The sequence below is a fragment of the Streptomyces sp. URMC 127 genome, from assembly GCF_051386535.1.
Classification (GTDB): domain Bacteria; phylum Actinomycetota; class Actinomycetes; order Streptomycetales; family Streptomycetaceae; genus Streptomyces.
Map to the genome: position 1 here is coordinate 1 of NZ_JBPQTW010000126.1, position 19,046 is coordinate 19,046.

Genomic DNA, 19,046 nt, shown 5'->3' on the forward strand with positions numbered 1-19,046 from the left:
GGCGTGATGACGTCGGCGGGGGTGCGACTGCCGGGCGGGGCAACGGGGTTGCCGCCGGCGGGCGGGCTCCCCGCCGCTGCTGGTGCCGGTGCTGCTGCCACGGGTGCGGTGCGTGCCGAGTCCGTCATACGGGGAGCGTATGACGGACTCGCGGCGCTTGAATACCCGTGGGTAATTACTGATCCCGGATCTTCAGGTACTTGGCTCCTGGATCTTCAGGTACTTGGCTCCTGGATCTTCAGGTACTTGACGACGTCCTCGAAGAGCTTGTCCCCGTCCTTGCGCAGCTGCCCCTTCTCGGGCATCCGCACTTCCAGCAGCCAGAGCGTGGTCTTGGCGTCGTTGACGATGACCTTGCTGCGGATGGCGCTCATGGGGCCGTCGTCGCCGGAACCGGGGCGGTAGACGGTGAGCACCTCCGTCGCCTGCATGCCCTGGACGGTGGCCGACTTGGACACGGTCGCCTTGGCGTCCTTGAGCTTGTAGCCGGGGTCGGCCGTGTAGTAGTCGGCGAGCCGCTTGGCCTCGACGTCGGGCGTGCCGATGTCCTTGGGCTCCCTGTCCAGGACGTTCTTGCGCCGCTGTTCGAGGGTGTCCCGGTCCAGGGAGGCGGAGAAGACCCCGCTCGGGTCCTTGAAGGACACCCAGCCCTTGTCGACATCGACCGTCTTGACGTAGTCCTCGGGCACCGCCATCGACGCCCGTACGATCTCCGGCTCGTCGCGCACCTTCCAGTGCAGCGGTACGGCCGGGCCGACGGCGAACGGGTTGGCGATCAGCAGCGCCGCGGCCGTCGCCACGGCGACCACGCCGCCGGCCAGCCCCCACTGCGCCTTGCGGTTGCCCTGCAGGACGGGCGGGACCCACTTGCTGCCGGTGCTCTGCGCGCGCGACGCGCTGAAGGCGGACGGCTGCGCCGGCACGGTGAGGGCCACCGCCTCCAGCGTGCGGCGGATCTCGGCCGCGCCGGGGCGGGCGGCCGGGTCCTTGCTGAGCAGCCGCATGACGAGCCCGCCGAGCAGGCCCGCGCCGCGCGACGGCGCCGGCGGCTCCGTCGACAGGATGGCCTGCATGGTGGCCTGGGTGTTGGAGCGGCGGAACGGCGAGATGCCCTCGACCGCCGCGTACAGCACGACGCCCAGCGACCACAGGTCGGACTCGGGCCCCGGCCGCTGCCCCAGGACGCGTTCGGGCGCGACGTACTCCGGCGAGCCGACGAACGCGCCCGTCTCCGTGAGGCCCTGCTCGCCCTCGATGCGCGCGATGCCGAAGTCGGTGAGCACGACGCGGTCGCCGTGGCCGAGGAGCACGTTGTCCGGCTTGACGTCGCGGTGCAGCACGCCGGCCTCGTGGGCGGCGCCGAGCGCGTCGAGGACGGCCAGGCCGATGCGGGCGGCCTCGCGCGGGTCCAGGGTGCCGTCGGACAGCCGGTCGCCCAGTGAGTGGCCGCGGATCAGCTCCATGACGATCCAGGGGCGCCCGTCCTCGACCACGACGTCGTGGACGGCGACGACCGAGGGGTGGGAGACGCGGGCCGCGGCACGGGCCTCGCGCTGCATGCGCTGGTGGACGTTCTCCCGCACGGACGCGGGGAGATGGTCCGGGACGCGCGGCTCCTTGACGGCGACCTCGCGGTCGACGACCTCGTCGTGCGCCTTCCAGACGGTGCCCATGCCGCCGTGGCCGAGGCGGGAGATCAGCCGGTAGCGGTTGCCGACGCGACGCCCGGCGCCGGGCTCGGACGCGGGTGCGGGAGCGGACGCGGGTGCGGAAGCAGGTGCGGGTGCGGGCACGGGTGCGGCGTACGGGGCCGTGGGGGCCGGATGTGCCGCGGTGGCCGAGGGGGTCGCGGGGGCCGTCGCCCCCGCTGAGCTCGCCGGGCTCGCCGGGCTCGCCGGGCTCAGCGGGCTCGGCGGGCTCGGTGGCTGAAGGTCGTAGCTGGTGGGCTCGCCGGCTCTGCCGGGCCGGTTCGGCTGTCCCCCGTCGTTCGTCATGACCCCATCATTACCAAGGGGGCGCGGGCAGGCGCACCTTGGAGGCGCAAACGTTGCCTTACGGGCCTAAGGAACTAAGGCCTCGATATCGAGCTAAGGCCCGGGATAAGGATCTAAGGGCTGGATACCGGCTTGATCCGTACGAACGTCTCCAGAGCGACCTCGGCGTGCCGCTTCGTCCGCTCCGCCGACCCGGCCGGGCCCGCCACCCACACCTCGTACATCTTGCCGCCCTCGTCCCAGCAGGTGTCGTACGTCCGCACCGCCCCGCCCGCCCCGGCTTCGGGGCCGTCCCACGTGAACTCCCAGGAGACCGCCGGATATCCCTTGCGGGTCGTCTCGCGGACCGTGGCGGACCGGTAGCCCGGGTAGCGCTCGGGAGCCGCGGCGGCGGAGGCGCGCAGGGCGGCCCCGGCACCGCCCGGCTGCGGGTCCTGGATGACGACGGCGAGGCGGGAGCGCCGGTCCGGGGCGAAGTAGAAGACGCGCGGCGGTTCGAAGGAACGGGTGAATCCGTCGGGCACGGCGAGCGCGAAGCCGGCCGGGTCCTGCACCGCGTGGTAGCCCTCCGGGGCCCGCACGGGGGCGCTGGCCGGGGGCTCGCGGGTGACGGCCGGCCCGGGCGAGCGGCCGAAGGGCCCGCTGGACGCCTGCGGGGGACGGCCGGGCGCGCCGTCCGCGTCGCGCTCGCTCAGCACGACCGCGAGGCCGGCGCCGGTGCCGGCGAGGGTGACGACGGCGACGGCGGCGGTGAGGGCGGTACGGGCACGGGGGGTGTACGGGGAGCTGTCCGGGGGTTCCGAAGATCGGCCCGGGCGGTACGGGTCGGGGCCTGCGCTCCGGGAGTACGAGCCGGGGCCTGCGCTCTGGAAGTAGGGGTCGGGATCTGTGCTCCGGGAGTACGGGCCGGGGCCTGTGCTCCGGGGATACGGGCCGCTGCCGACGCCGATCCTCCCGAAGGCCAGATAGCTCCGTAACAGCCGCTCCGCTTCGTCGGCGCCCATCCGCCGCGCGGGATCGCGCTCCAGCAGCCCCTGGACGACGGGCAGGAGGGGCGCCGCGGCGGCGGGCGGGCGTATCTCGTCGTGGACGACCGCGTGCAGGATGCCGCCCAGCGAGTCCCGGTGGAAGGGCGTCTTCCCGCTGAGCGCCGCGCACATCAGCACCCCCAGGGACCACAGGTCGGAGGCCGGCCCGGCGGACCCGCCCGCCATGCGCTCGGGCGCCGTGTACTCCGGCGACCCGACGAACGCTCCCGTGTCGGTGATCGTCGTCGCGCCGCTGACCTGAGCGACGCCGAAGTCGGTCAGGACGACGCGGCCGGTCGCCGTCTCCAGCAAGACGTTCGGTGGCTTGATGTCGCGGTGCAGGACGCCACTGGCGTGCGCCGCGCGCAAGGCGGACAGCAGGGCGATCGCGATCCGCGCGGTCTCCCGGGGTCCCACCGGCCCCTCCGCCGCCAGCACCTCGGACAGGGACCGCCCGTCCACCAGCTCCATCACGATCCAGGGCCGGCCGTCCTGCACCACGATGTCGTGGAGCGCGACGACGTTGGGATGGCTGATGAGCGCGGCCGCACGCGCCTCGCGGAGCGTGCGGCCGCAGTCGGAGAGGCCGGCCGGGCGGGTGCCGTCACCGTCCTCGCCGCCGTCCATGTGGAGTTCCTTGACCGCGACTTGGCGCTCCAGCAGCTCGTCGGTGGCACGCCATACGGTGCCCATGCCGCCGCGCCCGATTCTCCCGGACAGGCGGTACCGGCCGGCGATCAGACCATCGTGCGCAGCGAAGGTCCCCATAAGCCCAATCTTCCCCACGGACACCCGCCCCACGGCTACGGGGACGGACGGGTTCCGGCCAGGGTGGGCAGGGGCCGCGGCGAGCCGGACGCGGTGGCGGACAGACGGGGCCGGGCACGGCAAGTCCGCCGACCGGCAGGGCGGTTCGGACTTGACATTCTTTGCGCCGCTCCGCGCACCCGGGGTTTACCCTTACCCGCCCGCGGATAAATGGTCTCCCCAAGCAATCAGTCAGCCACCCCCAACGCCCCCCAAGTGGGGCAAATTACCGCCGGTTCGGCCGGTTCCACGGTCGCCTGCGATATAGGTCACATTTGGAGCCGCCCAGTGGATGATCTGTGCTTGGTAGTGTCGCTCCGTGCTGGCTGACCACCAGCTGTCTTAAGGGAAAGGGGGATTCCCATGAGCAACGCGCAACGCATCCGTTTTCCCGTTGCCCTGCCCACTCACCGCAGTGAACCGAACCCTGACGCCGACCGGGCGCCGGGCACAGGACAGAACAACTCCGGCCGTACGGCGGCGAAGCACCGCGCGGCCATGCCGGCTCCACACCCGGGCTGATTTCCGGCCGACCCGGCAGTTTCCGTCCCTGTTTCACCATCACCAAGCAATCATTCCCTGCGGAAACCCAGGGCCAACCAGCATGTCCGGAAACGGCGGCTCATTCCTGACGCATGCCAGGATCAGGCACGCCGGAATTCCACGTGCCCGGCCGCAGGGACTGCATCCGAGCATCCGGGCGACCCTGCTCGCGATGCTCACGCGGACACGAGTGGGAACCATCAAATGGGCTGTTCAGTCAAGGAAATGTCGACCGAGGCATGGGCGGACGCCCTCCCTCGGGTCGGTCAACTGACCTCTCGGGAGCGGGAAGTATTCGTTCTGCTGTCCCATGGAAGTTCCAACCAGGAATTGGCCGATGCGCTCTTCGTCAGCGAGCGGACGATACGCGCTCACCTCAGCAGCATCTCCGCCAAGCTGAGGCTCGGCTCGCGGCTGCAACTATGCCTGGCGTCCCACGCCCACAACCACGGATGCCGTGTGCGTCCGATGCACATTGTCGCCGACGACAATAGCCTCGCCGCTTGACCCGATAAGAGACTGAGGGTGCCAGGGAGAAGCACTCTCCACAGTCCGAGAAAGGGTCAGGCGAACATGCAGAACCCCAACGTTGACATCCTCGAAGAGATCGCCGAGCAGAACCTCGACGGCATGAGCGCGGGCACCATCTTCGAGACCGTGACCTACACGGTCGCCAGCTGGGCGCTCGGCAACAACGGCAAGCTGTGCACCGTCACGGCCGAGTGCCAGAAGAACTGCCAGCACTGACGCAACCGGGTGCCGGACACCTCTCGTCCGGCACCCCGGCTTCCCCTGGAACCGGAATTCTCATGACGCGTGCAGCAATATCGAGCCCAGCAGCGGAAATCCTGAACAAATATCTTCCCGAGCTCCCGGCGGGCGAGATATGGGACCGTCTGCACGACAAACTCGCCGGCGAGGTGGCGCGAGCCGGCGCTGCGGGAGCGTCCGAGGTGCACGTCGCGCAGCCTCCGGCCTACGAGCCCGCACTCGACCCCGAGGGCCGGTTCCTGGATTACTTCACGCACTTCGTCCGCGTCTGGGCGGACCGGGTGGACGACGCGGTGGCGGCCTCGCCCGCGGTGGCGCCCGGCAACACGATCGTCCACGACTTCGTCCACAGCCAGGCCGAAGCCCTCTCCTCCCTCATGCTGCGCACGCTCCTCGACGAGCTCCACCGGCACCGGGCGGGCGGGCTGCTGTCCGGCGACACCCCGGAAGAGCGCTACCGGAGCTTCCGCGCGTGGACCAACAGCGCCGCCGGTCACGCCGAGCTGCTGCGGCGGCACCCCCACCTCTTCCATGCCGTGCGGACGCGCGTGCGCTCGGCCGAGAACTACCTGCTGCACCTGATCGCCGAGGTCGAGCGTCATCACGAGCTCCTCACCGCGCGCATCCCGGGCGTCGGGCCGCGCCCCCGGATCGCCACGGTCTCGATGGGCGCGGGTGACACCCACAACGGCGGCAGGTCGGCGGCGCAGATCCGCTTCGCGGACGGCGGCCGGATCCTGTACAAGCCGCACCCGATCGAAGCCGAGGTCGGCTACAACGCCTTCGTCGCCTGGGCCAACGAGCACATGGGCACGGGCCTGCGCACGATCAGCGCGGTGCCCGCCACCGCCGGGGACGGCGGCTTCGTCGAGTACGTGCGGACCGAGGAGTTCGCCGGCACGGCCGAGGAGTACTTCGCTCACATCGGCCGCCTCGCCGGTCTCCTCTACCTGCTCAAGGCCGTCGACATCCACTACGAGAACGTCGTCACGTGCGCCGACGGGCCGGTCGTCGTCGACACCGAGACGCTGCTGACGCCGCGCCTGAGGACGACGCCCACGGACGGGGACCGCTCCGCGGCGCGCGAAGCCGCCCGGGCGATCACCGAGTCGGTCGCGGGCATCGGCATCCTGCCGATGGTCGTGAAGTCGAGCGACTCCGACCGGGGCCTGGACATCGGCGCCATCGGCTACGACCCGGGCCAGGAGATCCCGTACCGCACGCTGCTGGTGCGCAACAACGGGCGCGACGACATGTGCGTCGAGCTGGCCGAGGGCAGGACGGCGGCCGCCAACGCGAACCTCTCCGTGCTCGGGGCCGCCGACGTGCCCGTACCCGTCCAGCGCGACATCATCAAGGCCGAGTTCCGCCGCGTTCTGGAATACGCGCGCAGCCGGCCCGGCGAGGTGACGGACGCGATCGACGCCCGCCTCGGCGACGCGTGGTTCCGGCACGTCAACCAGCCCACGATGTTCTACGCGCAGCTCCTGCGCATGGCCACCCACCCCACCGCCCTGCGCGACCCGCTGGTCAGGTCGGCCATCCTCAACCGGGTGGTGCTGCGCACCGGCGACGCCCACGAACTGGCCGACGAGGAGGCCCGCCAGCTCGCCGCATGGGACGTGCCGTACTTCTCGTACGCGCCGCGCTCCACTTCCCTGTTCGCCGCAGGGGACACCCCGGGCGACGCGAAGGTCGTGCGCACCGAGGCGTTCGCCGAGGCTCCCCTGGAGACCGTCCGGGCGCGCATCGCCGCGCTGAGCCCGGACGTGATCGAGCGCGAGCTGCTCATGGTCGACCTCGCCTTCGTCAACAAGCTTCCGGCGGACCGGGAGACGACCGGCTTCGTGCCCGTCCGGCCCGCCGGCGAGGCGCCCGTGGCCGTGTCCCGGGACCGTCTCCTGGCCGAGGCCGTCCGCATCGGTGACGGCCTGGTCGCCACCATGGTCCCGAGCAGGGACGAGAGGCACCCCGACACGTGGATCGCCCCTCAGGTCATGACGTCGGAGCAGAGCCAGTGGAGCCCCGGAACGCTGGGCTACGACCTCTACGGAGGCAGCCCCGGCCTCGCCCTCGCCCTCGCCGGGCTGGCGCGCGAGACCGGTGAGGCCCGTTACGCCGACGCGGCCCTGCGGGTCCTCGGCCCGCTGGAGGACCAGCTGCGGCGCGGCGCGCTGGAAGGCCCGAAGATCTCCGTGGGCGGCATGACCGGCCTGGCCGGCACCGTCTACGCGATCACCACGGCCCGGCGGCTGCTGGGGACCACGGGCGTGCTGACGGCGGGCGGGATGGCCCGCGAACTGGCCCGGCGCGCCGGGCCGGACGCCGGATGCGACTTCGTGAGCGGGATGGCCGGCACGCTCGCCGTCTGCCTGGTGCTCCACCGCGACGCGCGGGACGGTGCCGACAGGGAGGCCGCCGGGGAGGCGGCACGCGCCGTCGCCGCCGTGGAGGCCCGCGTCCTGCGGCAGGAGCTCGCCGAGCACGGCCGGGTCACCCCCTACACCGGCTACGCCCACGGCGCGATGGGGATCGCCCCGGTCCTGCTGGAGTACGCGTCGGTCTTCGACGACGCGGACGTGCGCGAGCTGGGGCTCGGCATCCTCGCCTCCGTCCTCGGCGCCTACGACGAGAGCGACCGGGACTGGCCGCGCGTGTGGGGCGGCACGGACCGCTCGTACGCCTGGTGCCACGGCGCGCCCGGCATGCTGCTCGGTGCGCTCGCGGTGGAGAGGCACGCCCCCGGCTCGGTCCCCCGGGAACGGCTGGAGCGGCTCGCCGAGCTGACGCTGCGGCGCGGCTTCGGCAACAACCCGACCTACTGCCACGGCGACATCGCCGGCGCGGAGATCGCCGCCATGGCCGAGCGGCAACTGCCCGGCCTGTTCGGCGGACGCCTCGCCGGGGACCTCTACCCGCGGCTCTTCACCGAGGTCGTCGAGCGCTACGAGGAGCGCGCGGACACGAAGTACGGCTACAGCAGCAGCCTGCTGGTCGGCCGGGCGGGATTCGCCTGGTCCGTGCTCCGCCACCTCGGCCCCGAGACGTACCCCTGCGTGCTGAGCCTCGCCTAGCGGCCGGATCCCGCCCCGGGCGGCAGCGCCCCCGCGGCCGCCCGGCCCGGCCGCTCCGCGGCCCGCGACGGCCGGACGAGGTCTCCGGAACCTCCGGAGGCCTTACTTCGCAACACCCACGAGAAGGGAAGACATCATGAGCGACATCCTCATGGACGCCACCACCGGCTACATCTCCGCGGACGAGCTGGTCGAGCTCGCCGAGGAGCCGAGCGAGCTCGCCGCCGGCGCCGCCGCGTCCAGCATCCTGTGCGCCGCCGGCGTCACCACCGCGATCACCACCGCCAGCGCCGCCATGCAGGGCGGCTGCCCGACCAGCGGCTGCACCTGGCGCTGCTGATCATCCGCTGAGCGGTAGTCCTGGCATACCGGCCCCGGGAGTTCCCGGGGCCGGTACCCGATGCGTCGAGCAAACAGCGAGTGTTCATGGTGCGGTTGAGTGATGATTTCCTCGACGAGCTGCTGCAGCAGTGCGTCGAGGCCAAGTCCGGCGAATTCGGCGGTTTCTACCGCCCGGTCCTGGAGCGGTGCGCTCACAAGGTCCGGGAGTGGGACCTGCCGTGGGAGCCGGAGGAGCCCGGCTTCGTCGATCTCCCCCGGGTCGTCCGGGGTCTCCTGCACGCCGTCACGGACTCCTGCTGCCGCACCGGCGTACGCACGCTCATCTCGGCCTTCCGCGCCCGTGAGGACGACCCGGGACAAGGGACGGCCGGATACGAGGAGTTCCACTCACGCGTGAGCGGGGAGGCCGGCCGGCAGGAGCTGCTGGACCGCTTCCCCGAACTGGAGAGGCTCCTGCGCCTGACGGCCGAACGCCACGTGGACCACGCGCAGCGGGTCCTGCACGCCGCCTGGCAGGACCGGCGGCAGCTCGCGGACACCTTCGGGACGAGCGGAAGCGTCGTCTCGCTCGCCCCCGCCCTCGGGGACTCCCACCGCGGCGGCCGGACCGTCTCCTCCCTGCGCTGGGAGAACGGCGTGACCGTCTTCCACAAACCGCAGCAGGAGAGCGCACAGCCGCTCCTGGAGACCCTCCGCGACCTGGCGGACGAGGACGGCACGTTCTTCGGGCCCGTCGTCCCCAAGGCCGTCGTGCGGCCCGCCTACCTGTGGCACGAGTGCGTCCGGCACACCGGCCTCGACGAGGAGCCGGGACCGGCCCGGTACTTCCGGCGCTTCGGCCGCTTCGCCGCCCTGCTCTCCCTCATCGGCGCCACGGACCTGCACCACGAGAACGTGATCGCCACGGCGGAGGGCCCGGTCGTCATCGACACCGAGACGCTGGTGACCCTTCCCGGCCGGCCCCGCACGGGAGCAGCGGGCGCCCTGGTGCGCGACACCGAGGCTTCGGTGCTCAACACGATGCTGTTCCCCAACCGGTTCAGCGGGGCGACCCTCGACGTCGACATGTCGGCCATCGGGTGCGTCCGGCCGGGAGGATCGCAGCGGCTGCGCGCGTACCAGGTGGTGGACGCGGGGACGGACCGGATCAGGTTCGCCCACGGCCCGGCGACCGCCCAGCACGGCCCCAACATGGCCACGGTGCGGGGCGAGCAGGTGGACCCGCGGCTCTGGGCCGGCGAGGTCACGGCCGGCTTCCACGAAGCCCGCGAACGGCTGCGGACGCACCGCGACGCGATCGAGCGCGTGATCGAGCGGCAGCCCGGCTGGTCGGTGCGGCAGGTGATCCGCCCGACCTACGTGTACGGCCGCTTCCTCGACGCCTCCACGCACCCGGCCCACCTGAGCAGCACGGCGGCCCGCAGGGAACTGCTCTCCAAGCTGCCCCGCCGCCACCGGGGCTTCGGCAGCACCGACGCCGAGGTGGGGGACGCGCTGCTCCGCGCCGAGGTGGACCAGCTCCTCGACCTCGACGTGCCCCTCTTCGACGTGGCGTGCGACTCGCCGAGCCTGCGGGGCACCGGCGACGAGCCGGTCTCCACCGGCTCCGGACGCACCGCCGACGTGGGGAGCACGCCGAGGGAGGCCGCCCTGCGCGCCGTCCGCGACTTCTTCGGCCGGCCCCCCGGCCGCGACCTGACCTACATCGGCTACGCCCTCGGCAGCTCCGTGGACGACGTGTGGGAGAAGCGCGACGCGCCCGCGCGCATCAGCGCGGCTCCCGCGCTCACCGACCCGGAGGGCTGGCACGCGATGCTCGCGGACCTCGTCGTCAGCGAGGACGGCCGGCCGGCCTGGCTGATGCCCACGCTGGACGGGGACGGCCTGCGCCTGGGCAGCGTCAACGCCACCCTGCACGAGGGCGGCGGGCTGCTGCTCCACCTCGCCGAAGCCGGCCGCCTCCACGGAGCGCCCGTGATCGGCGCCGACCCCGGTGCCGCCTACGCAACGGCGATGCCGCCCGAGCTCCCGCAGGCCACGGGCCCGAGGGACTTCTCCCCGTTCACGGGTCCGCTCTCGTCCGTCGTCACCGGGCTGGAGCTGCGGCGGCGCGGGGCGGCCGCCGCCGGCTCCCCGCTGCCGGACCTGCCCGCGGGGGACATCGACGTCCGCGGCCTGTCCCGGGCGGACTTCGACTACCTCAACGGATTCGGCGGTTACCTGCTCTACCGCGCGGAGTACGCCGGCGAGCCCGGCCTCCCGGCGGCCGGTCCGGACACCGGGGCGCTGCTCGACCGCCTCATAGAGCTGGACGGCTCCCCGGCCGAGCACACGGGCGACCTCGGGCTGGCCCACGGCCGCTTCGGCCGCATCGCCGCGATGAGCGCGCTGACCCTGCAGGGAGCGGACGGGAGCGGACGGGCGCGTGCGCACCTGGACGCCTTCGCCGCCGCCTACCTGCGGCACCGGTGGCAGGACGAGGCACTCCGGGACGCCGCGAGCAACGGCACCTGGTGCAAGGGCTACACCGGAGTCGCCTTCGCCGCCGCCAAGCTCCTGCGGGCCACCGGCCACTCCGCCGGCGAGACCCGCGACGCGCTCGCCCCCGAGGTGGAGCGGATCACCGGCGCGGAGCTCCGCCCCGACATCAGCCTCTGTCACGGCGTCGCGGGGCGCGTGGCGATCCTGTGCTGGCTGGCCGACCGGCTCTCCTGGCCGGAGCTGCGCAAGGAGGCGGCAGCACTCAACGACGCTTTCCTCGACCGCTACGGAGCCGGGGGCTGGACCTTCGGCATCGGCTCCGTCACCGACCTGCCCTCCTTCCTCTACGGCCGCTCCGGCCTGTACTTCGCCCAGCTGATGCTCGAAGACGCACGGGTCGAGCTGCCCCTGTGCCTGGGAGGCCGCTGATGCGCGTCCGCCGCGTCAAGGAAGTCCACCAGTTCGCGCCGACGGAGTGCGCGCTGTGCTGCATCGCGATGATCCTGTCGGCCTACGGCTCGCGCGACTCGGTGACGAAGCTGCGCCGCGAGCACGAGACCGGCCGTGACGGACTGACCATCAAGCAGACCGCGGACATCCTGCGCGAGCACGGCATGCAGGTCCGCACGTTCCGCGCCGGCGTGAAGAGCCTGGCGAAGCTGACGTTCCCGCTCATCGTCTACTGGAACGACAGCCACCTGGTGGTGCTGGAGGAGATCACCGACCGCCACGCGACCGTCGTCAACCCCTCCGGCGGGCGCCGGAAGTACACGATCGAGGAGTTCGCGGAGCGCTACTCCGGCGTGGCCATGGAGCCGACGCCGACCAGCTCGTACACCCCGGTGCGCCACCGCGAGCCGAACGTGTGGCGGGAGTTCCTGCGGGCCATGGGACCGGCGCGATGGGCGCTGGTCCAGGCGTTCGTGATGTCGCTGCTGCTGTACGCGTTCACGATCCTCATGCCGATGGGGATCGAGCACGCGATCAATAACTTCGCCCGCTACTTCGAGGACTTCCCGCTGCCGCTCGTGCTCGCGGCCCTCCTCGTCCCCATGGCCGCCCACCTGGGCATATCCCTCCTTCGGTCCATGTGCCTGGCGTCCGTGATCCGCAGCCTGGGGGAGGTGATGATGGGGAGGACCTTCAAAACCCTGCTCGGGCTGCCCTACAAGTACTTCGCCAACCGCTCGCAGGGCGAGCTCATGTACCGCCTGTCCAGCATCGCCTCGGTGCGCGACATGCTCTCCAGCCAGGTCTCGGCGGTCCTGCTCGACGTGGGAAGCCTCGTCGTGGTGTTCACGTACATCTTCCTGCGCTCCGTCCAGCTGGGCCTGGTCGCCCTCGCGGTCTTCCTGTGCATGGTCACCGTCGCCGCGGTCGCCTACCGGCCCGTCCGCAACGTGACCACCCACGAGATCAACGAGACCACCGAGTCGTCCTCCCTCCAGATGGAGGCCCTGTCGTCGATCGAGACCCTGAAGGTCTCGGGGATGACGGACACCTTCTTCGAGGACTGGCGGCGCGTGTACGCCGGGGCCATGGACAGGACCCGGCAGCGGATCGTCCTCCAGAGCGCGGCGTCCGGCATCCACGCCATGCTGCAGGTCTTCGGCCCCCTGCTGGTGCTGACGACGGGCCTGTGGCTCGTCTGGAAGGGCTCCCTCGACCTGGGCACGGCGGTCGCCGTCCAGGCCATGACCGCCACCAGCCTCGGTACGGTCACGACCCTGTCCGGCGCCTTCTCCCAGCTCGTCATCGCCAACGCCCAGGTGACGCGCGTCGGCGACATCCTCCACCAGCCCCCGTCGCAGGAGACGTTCGGCGAGCGGTCCGTCGACGTCCGGGGCGACGTCTCCCTGCGCGACGTGTCCTTCACCTACCCCGGCGCCAGGACCCCGGCTCTGGACGGCGTCAGCTTCGACGTCCGCGCCGGCCAGAGCGTGGCCGTCGTGGGCAGCTCCGGCTCGGGCAAGAGCACCCTCGGCAAGCTCCTGATGGGCCTCTACCCGGTCGAGTCCGGCAGCATCGACTACGACGGCACGCCGCTCGGCGAGATCAGCTCCGAAGCGTTCTACCGTCGCGTGGCCTACGTCCCCCAGGAGATCGTCCTCAGCAACCGCACGATCGCGGAGAACATCAGGTTCGGCGTCCCCGGCGCGGACATGGACGCCGTGCACGAAGCCGCCCGGCAGGCGCAGATCCACCAGGACATCGAAGCGATGCCGCTGGGCTACCACACCCAGATCCGGGAGATGGGCGGCAGCCTCTCGGGAGGCCAGCGTCAGCGGGTCGCCCTGGCGCGCGCCCTGGCCCGGCAGCCCGGAGTGCTCGTCCTCGACGAGGCCACCAGCGCGCTCGACACGGTGACCGAGTCCCGGATCGCCGAGGCCCTGGGCGCCCTGAAGTGCACGCGCATCGTCATCGCCCACCGGCTGTCCACCATCATCAACGCGGATCTCATCGTCGTCCTGCAGCATGGCAAGGTCGTGCAGACCGGCCGGCACCACGAGTTGGTGGCCGTCGAAGGCCCGTACCAGGACCTGGTCCGCTCGCAGGTGAGCGTCGAGGCGGAGGCCGGCGTATGACGAAGCAGGAGGGCCGTATGAGGAGCAGGAGGACCGTATGACGAACAGGAGCACCGAAGTGAAGGCTCCCGGAGAGCGCGTCTTGTGGGTGTGCCTGGCGGTTTGCCTGGCCGCCGCGCTCGCCGCCCCGCTGTTCGGCGACGACCCGAGGGGCGTCGTGATTCCCCTCGTGGCCGCGGGATCCGTCGTCATGGGCATCGCGTGGCTCCGCAAGAAGCAGACGCAGTAGCGAGGCGCAGCAGCTGACTCGCAGGAGCAAGCCGCAGCAACACAGGGGGAAGAACCACGTGAGACGTTCAGCAGCGCTCGGTGCCGCCGGCGCCCTGATGTCCGGCGCACTCATCGCCGGGGCGGCGGGCGCCGCGCCGGCCGCCGCCCGCGAGGACCGCGCAGAGCGCGCAGACCGCGCAGAGCGCGCAGAGCGCGCAGACCGCGGCGATCAGGGTCGCCGGAGCACGGCGGAGGAGCACGGCGTGCGCACCGCCGCCGACCGGGCCGCCGCAACGGGCATCGCCTGGCAGGACTGCCCCGCCGACTGGGGCCTGCCCGCCCCGGTCCAGTGCGGATACGTGACCGTTCCGCTCGACTACGCCCGGCCCGACGGCCGCACCATCAAGATCGCCGTCGATCGGATCGCGAACACCGGCGGCAAGGACGCGCGCCAGGGCGCACTCATCCACAACCCCGGCGGCCCCGGCGCCTCGGGCCTGCTGTTCCCCTTCCACGTCGTCGGCAAGAACCCGGTCTGGGCGGGCACCGCCAAGGCGTACGACTTCGTGGGCTTCGACCCGCGCGGCGTCGGCCGCTCCGCCCCCGTCTCCTGCCGGGACCCGAAGGAATCCGCCAAGGCCCCCGGGCCCGACCCCGTTCCGGGCGGCGAGGCGGACAAGCAGGCCGGGCGGCAGCGGGCGAAGGCGTACGCCGACGGCTGCTTCGCCCGCAGCGGCGACCTCCTGCCGCACATGACCACTGCCGACACGGCCCGCGACCTGGACGTCATCCGTGCCGCGCTCGGCGAGAAGCGGCTCAACTTCCTGGGCGTCTCCTACGGCAGCTATCTCGGCGCCGTCTACGCGACCCTCTTCCCCGGCCACGTGCGCCGGATGGTCGTCGACTCCGTCGTGAACCCCTCCCGCGACAAGGTCGGATACCGGGCCAACCTCGACCAGGACGTCGCCTTCGAGCGGCGCTGGGCCGACTGGAAGAAGTGGGTCGCCGAGCACGACGCCGACTACCACCTCGGCACCACCCCCGCCGCCGTCCAGGCCCGGTGGGACAAGCTGCGCGCCGACACCAAGCAGAAGCCCGTCGGCGGCACCGTCGGCCCCGCCGAGCTGACGGACCTCTTCCAGAACGCGCCGTACTACGACTTCATGTGGGCCCCGCTGGCCGGCATCTGGAGCGCGTACGCCGCCGGCAACGAGCAGCCGCTGATCTCCGTGGCCGCCGCCGCGAACGCGGACGCGGTCGCCGCCGAGAACTCCGCCGCCGCCTACACCGCGGTGCAGTGCGCCGACACGACGTGGCCCGCGTCGTGGAAGACGTGGGACCGCGACAACACCCGCCTCCACCGGCGGGCCCCGTTCATGACCTGGCCCAACGCCTGGAAGAACCTGCCGTGCGCCACGTGGCCGGTCAAGCGGCAGGGACCCGTCGAGGTCGGGACGGGCAAGGGCCTGCCTCCCGTCCTGATCGTGCAGAGCGAGCGGGACGCCGCCGCCCCCTACGAGGGCGCCGTCGAGCTCCACAAGCGCCTGCGGGGCTCCCGGCTGATCACCGAGCGGGACGCCGGTTCGCACGGCGTCACCGACCTGGTCAACCCGTGCGTCAACGACCGCGTCGAGGCCTACCTCGTCCAGGGGCGGACGGACGGTGAAGACGTGACGTGCGCACCGCACGCGGCGCCGTCGCCGGCCGGGGGTCAGTAGCGGCGGCGGCGGATTTCCGCGCCGGGACGGCGGCCGCCCGGCCGCCGCTTGAACCTCACGCCGCGTGAGGAGGCATGGTGGGCTCATGAACGCTTCCGGCACGTGGAAAGTGGGCGCCCTCGCCGAGGCCTGCGGCCTCACCGTGCGCACGCTGCACCACTGGGACACCATCGGTCTGCTCAGCCCCTCCCGGCGCACGCCGGGCGGGCACCGGGAGTACACCGAGGACGACCTCGTCCGCCTCTACCAGGTGCTCGCCCTGCGGAGCCTCGGGCTCGGCCTGGAGACCATCGCCACCTGCCTGGACGGCGGCGTCGATCCGAGGCGGCTCGTACGGGACCACCTGGCCGGAGTGGAGGCCGCCCTCGCGTCCCTCACGTCCCTGCGCGAACGCCTCCGGCGCCTGGACACCGAGCTCACCGCGGGCCGCGCCCCCGCGACCGCCGACCTCCTCGGCGCCCTCCGCGCCACCGGCGCCATCGCCCCGGAGCGCGGCCAGGCCCTCCGCGACCGCCTCGACGCCGAACAGCTCCGGCTCCTCCAGGACAGCGCCGCCGCGGTCGGCCCCGCCGCGCACTACCTCCTGGAGGTCGAGTGGCCCGAGCTGTACCGCCGCGCCGACCGGCTCCGTACGACCGGAGTCCCGCCGACGGACCCCCGGGTGCGGCGGCTGGTGGCCCGCATGGACGAACTGAGCGAGCGCTTCAGCGGCGGCGACACCGCCACATCGGCGGCCGTACGGGGCGCGTGGCGCGACGCCCCGCAGGCCATGTCCGGCGAGCCGGCGGCCACGACCGAGGGCTGGGGCGACCTGGCCGACTACCTGGACCTCGCCCGAGAAGGAGCCCCCGAATGACCCGCCTGCAGGCTGCGTTGATCCCCGCCCTCCCGACGATGGTCACCCTTCCGCTCTGCGCGGCCTTGGGGGTGGCGGGGGTGCTCCCGTGGGGCGTGCTGTTTGCGGTGCCGGTGGCGCTGGCGCTCCTCGCCCTCGTGCGTGCGCGGCGGAAGTGACCACCTGCGGGAGGCCCGGCGGCCGGAGCGCTCCGTACTCCGTGAAACGGACGGTTCCGCAGTCGCGGCAGCGGGCCTCTCCCCGCGTCCGCGCCGACCAGCCCCCACGGTGCGCGCACGTACGCCGCACGGTCACGCACCACCCATGTGCACCATGCGCCAGTGGCGGCGCCGCACGACCAACGCCTCCCCCGTCACGTACGGGTCGCCCCCGGCGACGGCCGCGTCGTAGGCGGCCTTCAGCTCGGCGCACTCCGCACACCCGAGCATGGGCCGCGCCCCACTCGGCCACAGCCCGGCGGCCTCCCGCTCCTCCCGAGTGGCGAGCCGCAACGCACCGAACGGCGCCTCCCACTCCAGCCCACCCCCCGGCCGCCGCAACGTCACGCGACTCCCCGCGGCCCCGATCACCTGCGCGATCCGTCCCTCACGGGTGTCCATGACAAACGCGCCGATCCTGTACGTCATCGCCTCACACCTTCCCGGCTCCGTCCGCGACAGCGAAAACGATGCGCGCGACCAACAGTTCAATGCAACCTTGCCCGGGATGATTAGCCCGAGTGAGTGAACAGGCCCTCACGCCGGGGCAGTTAGGGTCGATAGAGTCGCTGCTCAGGGGAGGTGATCGCGTGGCTGGCGCAACGCCCACATTGCTACGCCGAAGGCTTGGCACGATCTTGAAGACCATGCGCATGAGGGCGGGATTGAACCTCGCGGACGCTGCCAAGCTGCTGGACCTCTACGGCGCCCCGTCGCTGAGCAAAATCGAGAACGGCAAGCTTCGGCCGCCCGCCCTGGAAAAGTTCTTCACCGTGTACGGGGTCGAAGACGCCGACCGCATCGCGGAGACACGGGCGATCGCGAAGCTTGCCAAGAGCAGCCGGCAGCATGCTCTTTACACCCAGTACCGGGATGTGATCCGTTCCCCGTTCGCCGACTTCATGGAGCTGGAGGAGATCGCCACTCGCACCGATGTCTACGGCGCGATCGTCATCCCCGGGCTGTTGCAAACAGTGGACTATGCCCACGCGGTCATCAAGGGCAGCAGCGTGTGGAAGACAACACGTGAGGTACGCGCCTTCGCCGAGTTGCGCATGAAGCGCCAAGGGATCCTCGTTCACAACGACGAATCAGACAGACCTCCACTCGTGCTGAGGTGTGTACTTGACGAGGCTTGCCTGAGGCGAGAGGTGGGCGGCCCCGGAGTCCTCCGAGCTCAGCTTGAGCACCTCCTTACCGTATCGATGCAGCCGAATATTGAACTGCAGGTTCTCCCGTTCGCAGCAGGGGCGCACACTGGAATCAACGGCGCTTACACGGTCTTCAACCTCGACGTAGGCGAGCCGGTCGTCGCTGTCGAACCCCTCGCGAAGTCCATCTACCTGGAGGAGGACGCTCACGTCGTGCGGTACGCCATCGCATTCGAGCACCTGCAGGCCCAGGCCTGGGACCAGGAGATGTCTCGCGACTTCATCCGCAGGATCGCCAAGGAGATTCAGTGAGGTTCAAGAAGAGCACCTACAGCACAGCGGCTGAGGACTGCGTGGAGGTCGCCCTACCTCAGGACATACCCACCCCGATACACATACGCGACTCAAAACGGCCCGAAGGGCCGATCCTCCGCGTCGGCGCCCAGCCGTATCGTTCCTTCACCCTCGCCCTGAGACGCGGCGCCCTCGACGCGAGGCGCGACTGAGGCGGAAAGGGTCGCGCACGGCGGGCGCGGCCGATACCGTAGGGGCGTAGTGGCGCCCTCCTTCGTGGGCACAGCAAGCGGCCCCCGACACGGCGGCTTCCGTGACGAGGGCCCAACCGCAGGTAGACGGTTTCCGGCCGTCAGTCCTCAGTTGTTCGGAGGACTGGCGGTCACCGTCCAGCGGCTTTCACTGGTCATCGTCCAGTGCTCCACCTCCACAGCTCCCGGATCACAAGTGCGAGCCGTTCGTACAGTGGTTTCCTACGGTGACGCCCCATTGGCGCCCCCCTTCATAACGCTGCGGCCGAAGCCGGCGACCGCACCGGTGGGAGCCCAGACCGGGACACCCAGGGCGAGTGCCCCGATGGCGGGACCTCTTGAAGGGGGGCGCTCTCGAAGCGCCGACGCCGACACTACACCCGGCGATCAGCTCAATTCGCCGCCTTCCGCGCCGAGTTGCCGCTCTACGCCACACACCGGACCGCTGCGCGCGCGACGCCAACGGCTGACGTACAAGATCTACGGCGAACGCCGCGCCGGCGGTGCGGATCAGAAGCGAGGTGAGGCGATCAAGGGGGCGGCGGCTCGCGGAGCCGACTTGGGGGCGGCTGCCGCAACCGCGCCATTACTCACCGTGGCGGTAAAAACCACCCCTCCGCGTCGGGTAATATTGTTCCCGCAACGCCGACGGGTGATAACTCACCCCGAAGCCGAGCGCTCGTAGCTTAACGGATAGAGCACTTGACTACGGATCAAGAGGTTGCAGGTTCGAATCCTGCCGAG

Annotated in this window: 16 protein-coding genes and 1 pseudogene; 12 read left to right on the top strand and 5 right to left on the bottom strand. The window is 71.6% G+C overall.

Annotated features, from left to right (window positions below):
* Positions 1 to 215 precede the first annotated feature (215 nt).
* Complete coding sequence (locus ACSNOH_RS22770) at positions 216 to 1,673, bottom strand: serine/threonine-protein kinase (RefSeq protein WP_436723290.1); 1,458 nt, start codon at positions 1,671 to 1,673, stop codon at positions 216 to 218.
* A 434-nt stretch (positions 1,674 to 2,107) separates the two neighbouring features.
* Entirely contained in the window at positions 2,108 to 3,790 is a 1,683-nt protein-coding gene (locus tag ACSNOH_RS22775) for a protein kinase domain-containing protein (RefSeq protein ID WP_436723276.1), read from the bottom strand.
* Between the two features lie 807 nt (positions 3,791 to 4,597).
* Between ACSNOH_RS22775 and ACSNOH_RS22780 the strand changes: the two genes are divergently transcribed.
* From ACSNOH_RS22780 to ACSNOH_RS22810, 7 genes are all read left to right on the top strand, one after another.
* A complete protein-coding gene (locus ACSNOH_RS22780) occupies positions 4,598 to 4,879 on the top strand; it encodes a response regulator transcription factor (protein ID WP_436723277.1) in 282 nt (93 codons plus the stop codon).
* Positions 4,880 to 4,945: 66 nt separating this feature from the next.
* Positions 4,946 to 5,119, top strand: a complete 174-nt coding sequence (locus tag ACSNOH_RS22785) for a plantaricin C family lantibiotic (protein ID WP_436723278.1) — start codon at positions 4,946 to 4,948, stop codon at positions 5,117 to 5,119.
* A 62-nt stretch (positions 5,120 to 5,181) separates the two neighbouring features.
* Positions 5,182 to 8,217 carry a type 2 lanthipeptide synthetase LanM gene (lanM, locus tag ACSNOH_RS22790; RefSeq protein ID WP_436723279.1) on the top strand — a complete coding sequence of 1,012 codons (3,036 nt, stop codon included), beginning with the start codon at positions 5,182 to 5,184 and terminating at the stop codon, positions 8,215 to 8,217.
* A gap of 136 nt (positions 8,218 to 8,353) precedes the next feature.
* Positions 8,354 to 8,557, top strand: coding sequence for a hypothetical protein (locus ACSNOH_RS22795; protein WP_436723280.1), 204 nt, complete (start codon positions 8,354 to 8,356; stop codon positions 8,555 to 8,557).
* A 95-nt stretch (positions 8,558 to 8,652) separates the two neighbouring features.
* Entirely contained in the window at positions 8,653 to 11,469 is a 2,817-nt protein-coding gene (gene lanM, locus ACSNOH_RS22800) for a type 2 lanthipeptide synthetase LanM (RefSeq protein ID WP_436723281.1), read from the top strand.
* Positions 11,469 to 13,625, top strand: coding sequence for a peptidase domain-containing ABC transporter (locus ACSNOH_RS22805; protein WP_436723282.1), 2,157 nt, complete (start codon positions 11,469 to 11,471; stop codon positions 13,623 to 13,625). The genes lanM (ACSNOH_RS22800) and ACSNOH_RS22805 overlap by 1 nt, the downstream gene beginning before the upstream one ends.
* A gap of 37 nt (positions 13,626 to 13,662) precedes the next feature.
* Complete coding sequence (locus ACSNOH_RS22810) at positions 13,663 to 13,854, top strand: hypothetical protein (protein WP_436723283.1); 192 nt, start codon at positions 13,663 to 13,665, stop codon at positions 13,852 to 13,854.
* A gap of 67 nt (positions 13,855 to 13,921) precedes the next feature.
* Here ACSNOH_RS22810 and ACSNOH_RS22815 read toward each other — a convergent pair whose 3' ends face one another.
* Entirely contained in the window at positions 13,922 to 14,095 is a 174-nt protein-coding gene (locus tag ACSNOH_RS22815; RefSeq protein WP_436723284.1) for a hypothetical protein, read from the bottom strand.
* A 3-nt stretch (positions 14,096 to 14,098) separates the two neighbouring features.
* On the opposite strand from ACSNOH_RS22815, the gene ACSNOH_RS22820 reads away from it, so the two are divergent.
* The 3 genes from ACSNOH_RS22820 to ACSNOH_RS22830 all read left to right on the top strand — a co-directional run bounded on the left by ACSNOH_RS22820 (position 14,099) and on the right by ACSNOH_RS22830 (position 16,567).
* The gene (locus tag ACSNOH_RS22820; RefSeq protein WP_436723285.1) at positions 14,099 to 15,553 is read left to right on the top strand and encodes an alpha/beta hydrolase; all 1,455 of its coding nucleotides are present in this window, start codon (positions 14,099 to 14,101) and stop codon (positions 15,551 to 15,553) included.
* Positions 15,554 to 15,638: 85 nt separating this feature from the next.
* Positions 15,639 to 16,409 (top strand): MerR family transcriptional regulator, encoded by a 771-nt coding sequence (locus ACSNOH_RS22825; RefSeq protein WP_436723286.1) that lies wholly within the window; start codon positions 15,639 to 15,641, stop codon positions 16,407 to 16,409.
* The gene (locus ACSNOH_RS22830) at positions 16,406 to 16,567 is read left to right on the top strand and encodes a hypothetical protein (protein WP_436723291.1); all 162 of its coding nucleotides are present in this window, start codon (positions 16,406 to 16,408) and stop codon (positions 16,565 to 16,567) included. Before ACSNOH_RS22825 ends, ACSNOH_RS22830 begins: the two co-directional genes overlap by 4 nt.
* Before the next feature lie 22 nt (positions 16,568 to 16,589).
* Here ACSNOH_RS22830 and ACSNOH_RS22835 read toward each other — a convergent pair.
* Both ACSNOH_RS22835 and ACSNOH_RS22840 read right to left on the bottom strand, forming a co-directional pair.
* Positions 16,590 to 16,703: pseudogene (locus tag ACSNOH_RS22835) on the bottom strand (DUF6255 family natural product biosynthesis protein); the annotation flags it as partial.
* A complete protein-coding gene (locus ACSNOH_RS22840; protein ID WP_436723287.1) occupies positions 16,700 to 17,035 on the bottom strand; it encodes a hypothetical protein in 336 nt (111 codons plus the stop codon). The gene ACSNOH_RS22840 and the pseudogene ACSNOH_RS22835, both read right to left, overlap by 4 nt.
* Before the next feature lie 92 nt (positions 17,036 to 17,127).
* Here ACSNOH_RS22840 and ACSNOH_RS22845 point away from each other — a divergent pair, with 92 nt between their 5' ends.
* Together ACSNOH_RS22845 and ACSNOH_RS22850 are read left to right on the top strand one after the other, a co-directional pair.
* Positions 17,128 to 18,069: a helix-turn-helix domain-containing protein gene (locus ACSNOH_RS22845; protein WP_436723288.1), complete on the top strand. Its 942-nt coding sequence runs from the start codon at positions 17,128 to 17,130 to the stop codon at positions 18,067 to 18,069.
* A complete protein-coding gene (locus ACSNOH_RS22850; protein WP_436723289.1) occupies positions 18,066 to 18,263 on the top strand; it encodes a DUF397 domain-containing protein in 198 nt (65 codons plus the stop codon). The genes ACSNOH_RS22845 and ACSNOH_RS22850 overlap by 4 nt, the downstream gene beginning before the upstream one ends.
* The last annotated feature ends 783 nt before the right edge of the window (positions 18,264 to 19,046 follow it).